Genomic DNA, 8,500 nt, shown 5'->3' with positions numbered 1-8,500 from the left:
AGAATTGCCAAGCGCCTGCATCTCCTGCGGGCGCTTTTGCTTTTTGGCGCCTTCATTGCGCCATTGTCGTCGCACACATCGCTGGCACTGCGATTTGATTAATCGATTACTCCATTAATCGCACCTCTCGCCGCTTCCCGCGGGCGCGTGTTCCTTCAAGAGATAAAGTGCCATGCCGTCGTTTTCCCCTGAGATTACCGATTTCTGGAGCGTAGAGGGCTGAAACGCAGCTCGACGGGTATGCCGGGCCGTCAAAACGATGCTGACAGAATCTGGCAGGGGTCGCGCGTAAAGTGGTCGCAGGATAAGAGATCGAGGGATTGCAGATGTCGGCGCAGGATATGTTTCAGATGGGTGCAGCAAACAGGTCGGGCGAGCGCAATTTCTGGATCGGCGCGGTTTCCGGCGACGACCTGCAGCATGCTGCGGAAGACGGATTCTCGCGCTTTGGCTATGGCTACGGCAACGTCCAGGCGATGACGCGCATGAAGGCGGGTGACGGCTTCATCGGTTATGCGCCGAACGCCGCCTTCAACGGCCGGGCGGGGCTCGCCTGTTTTGCCGCCATCGGCGTCGTCAAGGAGCGTCCTCCCTACTTCTTTGCCATGGGCGGTGTCGCGCCCCATCGCGGCGACATCGACTGGGCCGACAGCATGGAGGCCCCGGTTCGCCCCTGGCTCGACAGTCTGGAATTTGCCGAAGGCAACCGCAACTGGGACCAGAAGCTGCGTATCGGCCATCTCTCCATCAGCGAACGGGATTTCCGCGTGATCGCGCGGGCCATGCATGCCGACCTCGGCATGGTTTTCCCGAGAGCGTCGGCCTATCGCCAGCAGCTTGCCGGCTGACCGCCGTCGCCCTCAACCCGTCAACAGCACCGTTGCTTCTTCCCCCGTGTCGACCGGTTGCTCCACGGAGCCGGCCGGCACGCTGGCATACATGCCTGTGGTTCTGAATTCGGTCGGGCTCAGCCCGAACGAGCGACGGAACACCTTGGCGAAGTAGTTGGGATCCTCGAAGCCTGAGAGGATCGCCACTTCCTTGACCGGCAGGCTCGCCGTCTTCGTCAGCAGTTTTACCGCGCGCTGCAAGCGCTTCTGCAGCACATATTCGGCCGGCGCCATGCCTTCGCTGGCGGCAAAGACCCGCGAGAAATGCGCCCGGCTCAGGCCCGACACGCGCGCCAGTTCTTCCACCGGAAGCGGGTTCTGCAGGTTGTTCATGATGTGGTCGACGACGCGGTGCATCGTCCTGTGCTCATGACTGAACACCGGATGGGAGCCGAAGACGTCGTCGTAGAGCGCCATCGCCGCCTCGTAGGCAATCGCCGAGGCGCGGCCCGGCGTCTCGCCGCCGCGGATCAGGCGCAGGCTGCAGTCGGCCAGATGCTCGATCGTTTCCGGTTGCAGCTTCAAGACCGGGCCGGTGACGGCAAGCAGGGCGCGATGGATGCGCAGCGCCTCGTCGCCGTTCATCGAGATCCAGAAAAACTCCCAGCGCCCGCCATCTTCCAGCCAGTAGCGATGATTGTGCGGCACCAGCAGCAGCAGCGTCTCGCCCCCGCGCACCCGATAGCTGCGGTTTTCGTAGCGCAGGTTTCCGGCACCCGCGATCGTGTGCTGCAGCACGGTGAAGGGCGTGTTTCCGCGCTTTCTGCCGTCCCAGTCGTAGGTCGCATTGTTGCGGATTTCATAGCCGGTGCTGGTCGGCATCGCATGCAGGCTCTGGCGTCCCCGCGGCAGCGAAACCGTGCGCATAATCGGGCCGTTGTCGATCAAATCTTGCAGCATAAAATTACCCATGAAAGCACAATACCGCTCTGGCGGGGTCGGTGATTATACACATAATGACCGCCAACAGCGCAACAGGCAGTGCTTTCGGCCCGTAGAAAATGAGGGGATGCATCGAAGTTGCGCGCGAAGACGGTGAAAAACCGTGAATTGATTTTACCCTTTGTCAGAAATGCATGCAGTTCATGAGGAGTGAGGGCATGGCAACGTTCAAGATCGCCATCATCGGCGCCGGCAGCATCGGCTTCACCAAGAAGCTTTTCACCGACATTCTCGCCGTGCCGGAATTGCGCGACATCGAGGTTGCGCTGACCGACCTCAGCGCCCGCAATCTGGAAATGATCAAGGCGATCCTCGACCGGATCGTCGAGGTCAACCGCCTGCCGACGAAGGTGACGGCAACCACCGACCGGTTGAAGGCGCTGGAAGGCGCCCGCTACATCATCAGCTGCGTGCGCGTCGGCGGCCTCGAAGCCTATGCCGACGACATCCGCATTCCGCTCAAATACGGCGTCGACCAGTGCGTCGGCGATACGATCTGCGCCGGTGGCATCCTCTACGGCCAGCGCAACATCCCCGTCATCCTCGACTTCTGCAAGGATATCCGCGCTGTCGCCGAGCCGGGCGCGAAGTTCCTGAACTATGCCAACCCGATGGCGATGAACACCTGGGCGGCGATCGAATACGGCAAGGTCGATACGGTCGGCCTCTGCCATGGTGTCCAGCACGGGGCTGAGCAGATTGCCGAAATCCTTGGCGCTGGCGAGGGCGAACTCGACTACGTCTGCTCCGGCATCAACCACCAGACCTGGTTCGTCGATGTCAGGCTCAAGGGCCGCAGGATCGGCAAGGACGAACTGGTCGCGGCCTTCGAAGCGCACCCCGTGTTCTCCAAGCAGGAGAAGCTCCGGATCGACGTCTTGAAGCGTTTCGGCGTCTATTCGACCGAGAGCAACGGCCATCTCTCCGAATATCTTCCCTGGTATCGCAAGCGCCCGGAGGAAATTACCCGCTGGATCGACATGTCGGACTGGATCCACGGCGAGACCGGCGGCTATCTCCGCCATTCGACCGAGACGCGCAACTGGTTCGAAACCGAGTTTCCGCAGTTCCTGGAAGCGGCCGGAAAGCCGCTCGATCACGCCAAGCGCTCGAACGAGCATGCAAGCCATATTCTCGAGGCCGTGGAAACAGGCCGGGTCTATCGCGGTCACTTCAACGTCAAGAACAATGGTGTGATCACCAACCTGCCCGCCGACGCGATCATCGAATCCCCCGGTTTCGTCGATCGTTTCGGCATCAACATGGTCTCGGGCATCACCCTTCCTGAGGCCTGTGCTGCTACCTGCCTTTCCTCGATCAACGTCCAGCGCATGTCGGTCCATGCAGCCGTGACCGGCGATCTCGATCTTCTGAAGCTGGCGATGCTGCACGATCCGCTGGTCGGCGCGATCTGCACGCCGGACGAGGTCTGGCAGATGGTCGACGAGATGGTGGTCGCGCAAAGCCAGTGGTTGCCGCAATACGCCCACGCGATCGACGGTGCGAAGGAGCGGCTTGGCCGCGCCACCGTCAAGACCCGCGAGTGGAACGGCGCCGCGCGGCGTCAGGTGCGCTCGCTCGACGAGTTGCGCGCCGAGCGCCAGGTCCGCGCCGCCGGCTGATCGATTGCAATGCTGCTTGCGTGAGGAGACGCAAGCAGCACTGCCTGAACTGCAGACTTTTCAAGGAGGAGGCCGCGTTCCGGCGCGGCGAAAGAGGGAGAATCTGAGCCAATGACCAGCCACAGACTGACGAAAATGGCGAGCCTGCTGCTTGTCGGCATCTCGACCTTTGCCTTGGAGGCCGCCGCCTCCGAGCCCACCGTCGTGCCGCAGCAGCCGGCATTCCCGGCCGAGGGCAAGATTACCTATGTGCCGCGCGACTCAATCGCCGAATTCAAGGCGCTGCCGGAATACAAGGAGCCGGCCTGGGTTACCGAGAAATACGTCAAGACCGGCAAGCTGCCGCCGGTCGCCGAGCGCCTGCCGAAGGAACCGATGGTCTTCAAGACCGGCAACATGCCCGACGGCGTCGGCGTCTACGGCGACACGCTGCGTCACGTGATCGGCGGCCGACCGGAGGGCTGGAACTACTCGGCTGGCCAGAGCCAGGGCTGGGGCGGCATCGATATCGGCATGTCCGAATGCCTGACGCGTACGGCGCCGCTCTTCCAGGTGGAGGCCAAGGACGTCGAGCCACTGCCGAACCTTGCCAGGAGCTGGGACTGGTCTTCTGACGGCCACAAGCTGACGATGCATCTGGTCGAGGGTGCCAAGTGGTCGGATGGCGATCTCTTCGACGCCGACGACGTGATGTTCTACTGGGAAGACAACGTGCTCGACCCGAGCGTGACGCCGCTGAACGGCGCGACGCCGGAGACTTTCGGCGCCGGCACGACGCTGAAGAAGATCGACCAGTATACGGTCGAATGGACCTTCAAGGAGGCGTTCCCGCGCCAGCATCTCTATGCCATGGCCTACGGCACGTTCTGCCCCGGCCCGTCGCATATCTTGAAAGCCAAGCATCCGAAATACGCCGGCACCACCTACGACCAGTACAAGAATGCCTTCCCGCCGGAGTATATGAACATCCCGGTCATGGGCGCCTGGGTGCCGGTCGCCTATCGCCCCGACGATATCATCGTATTGCGCCGCAATCCCTACTATTGGAAGGTCGACGAGGCGGGCAACCAGCTCCCCTATATCAACGAGCTGCACTACAAGCTTTCGACCTGGGCCGATCGCGACGTGCAGGCAATCGCCGGCTCCGCCGATCTTTCCAACCTGGAGCAGCCGGAAAACTTCGTCGAATCGCTGAAGCGCGCAGCGCAGGACACGGCTCCCGCTCGGCTTGCCTTCGGCCCGCGCCTGATCGGCTACAATCTGCACATGAACTTCTCGGCCAACGGCTGGGGTGAGCCCGACGAACGCGCCCAGGCCGTGCGTGAGCTCAACCGCAACGAAGATTTCCGCAAGGCCGTGACCATGGCGGTCGACCGCAAGAAGCTCGGCGAGGCGCTGGTGAAGGGCCCCTTCACCGCGATCTATCCCGGCGGGCTTTCCTCTGGCACCAGCTTCTACGACCGGGAGTCGACCGTCTACTATCCCTTCGATCTTGATGGCGCGAAGGCTCTGCTTGAGAAAGCCGGCCTGAAGGACACCGACGGCAACGGCTTCGTCAACTTCCCGGAAGGCAAGGCAGGCGGCAAGGACGTGGAGATCGTGCTCCTGATCGACAACAGCTACGCGACCGACCGCAACCTCGCCGAAGGCCTGATCGGCCAGATGGAAAAGCTCGGCCTCCGGGTGGTCCTGAACTCGCTCGACGGCAAGCAGCGGGACGCGACCAATTACGCCGGAAAATTCGACTGGATGGTTCACCGCAACGCCGCCGAATATGCCTCCGTCGTGCAAAACACGCCGCAGTTGGCGGCCGCCGGTCCGCGCACCAGCTGGCACCACCGTGCACCGGAAGGCGGACAGCTTGACCTGATGCCCTTCGAGCAGGAACTCGTCGACATCATCAACAAGTTCATCGCCACAAACGACAATGCCGAGCGCGCGGAGTTGATGAAGCAGTACCAGAAGGTCGCGACGACGAACCTCGATACGGTCGGCCTTACCGAATATCCGGGCGCGCTGATCATCAACAAGCGCTTCGCCAACGTGCCGACGGGCGCGCCGATCTTCATGTTCAACTGGGCCGAAGACACGATCATGCGCGAGCGCCTCTTTGTCCCCTCGGACAAGCAGGGTGATTTCGAGCTCTTTGCCGAACAGCTTCCGGGCAAGCCCGGCGACAAGGGCTTGAGCAACTAACGCAACCGCTCCTCCGGCTACCGGCCGGAGGAGCGCTCGATCACCCCAACGACAGAAGGAAACGGCATGTTCAGGTTTCTGCTTGTCCGCCTCGCCTCTGCCATTCCGGTGCTGCTTGTCTTGAGCGTGGCGACCTTCGCCATCATCCAGGCGCCGCCGGGAGACTATAGCGATTACATTCGTTCGCAGCTGATCAACCAGGGTGGTGCGTCCTACGAGGAGGCCGAAGCCCAGGCGCAGGCCTATCGCAAGGAGCATGGCCTCGATAAGCCGCTGCCTGTGCAATACGTCAACTGGATGACCGGCATCCTGACGCGCGGCGATTTCGGACACAGCCTCTATTACAACAAGCCGGTTGCCGATGTCGTCGGCGAACGCCTGCCGCGCACGCTGGCATTGGCGCTCGTCTGCCATATCCTGGCGTCCATTATCGGCATATCCTTCGGCATCATCGCCGCGACACGGCAATATTCCTGGATCGACAGCCTGCTTTCGACCGTGGCCTTCCTCGGCATGACGGTGCCGCGCTTCCTGATGGCGCTGATCATCGTCTATATCCTCGTCTTCCATTTCAATGTCAGCGAAATCAACTCGTTCCACTCGGCCCGCTACGGTGGCGCACCCTGGTCCTGGGACAAGTTCGTCGACCTCGTCAAACATGTCTGGCCGGTCGTGGCGATCGCCACCTTCGGCGGCCTCGCCTACAACATGCGGGTGATGCGCGGAAATCTGCTCGACACGCTCAACGCCCAGTATGTCGAAACCGCCCGGGCGAAGGGTTTGAGCGAAGGCGCCGTCGTCATGCGCCATGCGGTCCCGAACGCGCTCCATCCGCTGATCATGTATCAGGGCGTCGTGCTGCCCTACATGCTGACCGGCGAGATCGAGACGGCAATCATCTTCGCGCTGCCGACCGTCGGTCCCGCCATTGTCGGCTCGATGTGGGTGGGCGACGTCTATGTCACCGCCACCTTCATGCTGGTGCTGTCGGCAACCCTTATCCTCGGCAACATCATCGCCGACATGCTGCTGGCCGCGCTCGATCCGCGCGTGCGTCTCGGAGGAGCCCACGCATGACCGCCGAGATGCAAACGACCATTCCGCTCGCCGCCGAACCCCGGCAGGAACATCACAACGAAAGCTACCAGGCGCTCGTCTGGCGCCGGCTGAAGCGGTCCTGGACCGGCATGCTCGGCCTCGTCCTCGTCGGCCTGCTGATCTTCATGGCGGTCTTCGCCGACTTCCTGTCGCCGGTCGACCCGAAGGCGACGGGTGTCGCCTTTGCGCCACCGCAGGCGATCAGCTTTGCCGACAAGGACGGCAATTTCGTCTTCTCGCCGCGCAGCTACCCGCTCAGTGAAGGCACCGAGCTTGACCCGATCACCTTCCAGCCGATCATCGGCCCGGACTACGACAACCCGCAGATCCTCGGCTTCTTCGTCAAGGGCGCGCCCTATCGCCTCTTCGGCCTGATCCCGGCCGAACGGCATTTCTTCGGCGCGGTCGATGCCTCGCCGGTGCATCTGCTCGGCACCGACAAGTTCGGCCGCGATGTGCTGTCGCGCATTCTCGTCGGATCGCGCATCTCGCTGATGATCGCGCTGATCGTCGTCTCGATCGTCACCGTCGTCGGCACCACCGTCGGCATGGCGTCCGGTTATTTCGGCGGCCGCTTCGACGTCTGGACGCAGCGCTTCGTCGAGCTGGTGCTCGCCTTTCCGCAACTGCCGCTCTACCTGGCGCTGACCTCGTTGATCCCGGTGACGGCGCCGACCAATGTCTTTCTCGCCTTCGTCATCATCGTCATGTCGGCGCTCGGCTGGGCGCAGATGTCGCGAGAGGTGCGCGGCAAGACGCTGGCTCTTGCCCGCATCGACTATGTGCGGGCGGCGATCGCCGTCGGTGCCAGCGACCGGCGCATCATCTTCCAGCACATCCTGCCGAACGTGATGAGCCACGTGATCGTCGCCGTCACACTGTCGATCCCGCAGGTGGTGCTGCTTGAATCCTTCCTCGGCTTCCTCGGCTTTGCGGTCAAGCCGCCGCTCATTTCCTGGGGGCTGATGCTACAGGACACCTCCACCTATTCCGTCATCGGGTCCTATCCGTGGATCCTGTCGCCCGTCGCCTTCGTGCTTGTCACCGTCTTCGCCTTCAATGCCCTTGGCGACGGCCTGCGCGACGCTATCGATCCCTATTGAGGAGGACGCATCATGTCTGAAGCAATCGACGTCCTCACCGCCGCGCCTTCCGCGCGCAGGGACCTTGCCGAACGCGATGGCCGGCCGGTCATCGACGCCCGCAATGTCGCGGTTCGTTTCAAGGTCGAGCATGGCACGGTAGACGCGGTGAAGGACGTGTCCTTCCAACTCTACCGCGGCGAGACCATCGCCATCGTCGGCGAGTCCGGCTCGGGCAAGTCGGTCACCGCGCGTAGCGTCATGGGGCTCTTGTCCAAGCGCGCGACGATCGCCACCCAATCGCGCATCGAGTATGACGGCAAGGACGTGCTGAAGTTCTCGCCGCGCGAACGGCGGAGCTTGCGCGGCAACCGCCTGGCGATGATCTTCCAGGAGCCGATGAGCTCGCTGAACCCGGTCTATACGGTCGGCACGCAGATCATCGAGGCAATCCGGGCGCATCGCCGGATGAGCCGCCGTGCGGCAACCGAGCGCGCGCTCGAACTGCTGCGCCATGTGAAGATCCCGGATCCCGAGCTTCGCATCAACCAGTATCCGCACCAGCTCTCCGGCGGCCAGCGTCAGCGGGTGATGATTGCCATGGCGCTCGCCAACGATCCGGATGTGCTGATCGCCGACGAGCCGACGACGGCGCTCGACGTCACCGTGC

General features: G+C 62.7%; 7 protein-coding genes. 6 read left to right on the top strand and 1 reads right to left on the bottom strand.

The features are described from left to right. Positions 1–350 precede the first annotated feature (350 nt). Positions 351–848 carry an EVE domain-containing protein gene (locus L981_RS26695; RefSeq protein WP_197067199.1) on the top strand — a complete coding sequence of 166 codons (498 nt, stop codon included), beginning with the start codon at positions 351–353 and terminating at the stop codon, positions 846–848. A 12-nt stretch (positions 849–860) separates the two neighbouring features. Here L981_RS26695 and L981_RS26690 read toward each other — a convergent pair whose 3' ends face one another. Further along, on the bottom strand, positions 861–1,802 hold the full coding sequence (locus L981_RS26690) for an AraC family transcriptional regulator (protein ID WP_043623554.1): 942 nt from the start codon (positions 1,800–1,802) through the stop codon (positions 861–863). A gap of 188 nt (positions 1,803–1,990) precedes the next feature. On the opposite strand from L981_RS26690, the gene L981_RS26685 reads away from it, so the two are divergent. The 5 genes from L981_RS26685 to L981_RS26665 form a co-directional block, all read left to right on the top strand. Continuing rightward, positions 1,991–3,454, top strand: a complete 1,464-nt coding sequence (locus L981_RS26685) for an alpha-glucosidase/alpha-galactosidase (RefSeq protein ID WP_043623551.1) — start codon at positions 1,991–1,993, stop codon at positions 3,452–3,454. Positions 3,455–3,565: 111 nt separating this feature from the next. Beyond that, entirely contained in the window at positions 3,566–5,650 is a 2,085-nt protein-coding gene (locus L981_RS26680; protein ID WP_043623548.1) for an ABC transporter substrate-binding protein, read from the top strand. Positions 5,651–5,716: 66 nt separating this feature from the next. Further along, positions 5,717–6,727: an ABC transporter permease gene (locus L981_RS26675; protein ID WP_043623545.1), complete on the top strand. Its 1,011-nt coding sequence runs from the start codon at positions 5,717–5,719 to the stop codon at positions 6,725–6,727. A gap of 8 nt (positions 6,728–6,735) precedes the next feature. After that, complete coding sequence (locus L981_RS26670) at positions 6,736–7,851, top strand: ABC transporter permease (protein WP_371258910.1); 1,116 nt, start codon at positions 6,736–6,738, stop codon at positions 7,849–7,851. A 12-nt stretch (positions 7,852–7,863) separates the two neighbouring features. Then, positions 7,864–8,500 (top strand): ATP-binding cassette domain-containing protein (locus L981_RS26665; protein WP_043623540.1); only part of this gene is annotated, 637 nt, incomplete at its 3' end.

The organism is Ensifer sp. ZNC0028 (assembly GCF_000799055.1).
GTDB lineage: Bacteria > Pseudomonadota > Alphaproteobacteria > Rhizobiales > Rhizobiaceae > Ensifer.
This window is presented reverse-complemented; position numbering and strand designations above follow the sequence as displayed.

Excerpts from the sequence above, each read along its gene's own strand:
- L981_RS26695 (WP_197067199.1), top strand. The coding sequence starts at position 351 with ATGGGTGCAGCAAACAGGTCGGGCGAGCGCAATTTCTGGATCGGCGCG.
- L981_RS26690 (WP_043623554.1), bottom strand. The coding sequence starts at position 1,802 with ATGGGTAATTTTATGCTGCAAGATTTGATCGACAACGGCCCGATTATG.
- L981_RS26685 (WP_043623551.1), top strand. The coding sequence starts at position 1,991 with ATGGCAACGTTCAAGATCGCCATCATCGGCGCCGGCAGCATCGGCTTC.
- L981_RS26680 (WP_043623548.1), top strand. The coding sequence starts at position 3,566 with ATGACCAGCCACAGACTGACGAAAATGGCGAGCCTGCTGCTTGTCGGC.
- L981_RS26675 (WP_043623545.1), top strand. The coding sequence starts at position 5,717 with ATGTTCAGGTTTCTGCTTGTCCGCCTCGCCTCTGCCATTCCGGTGCTG.
- L981_RS26670 (WP_371258910.1), top strand. The coding sequence starts at position 6,736 with ATGCAAACGACCATTCCGCTCGCCGCCGAACCCCGGCAGGAACATCAC.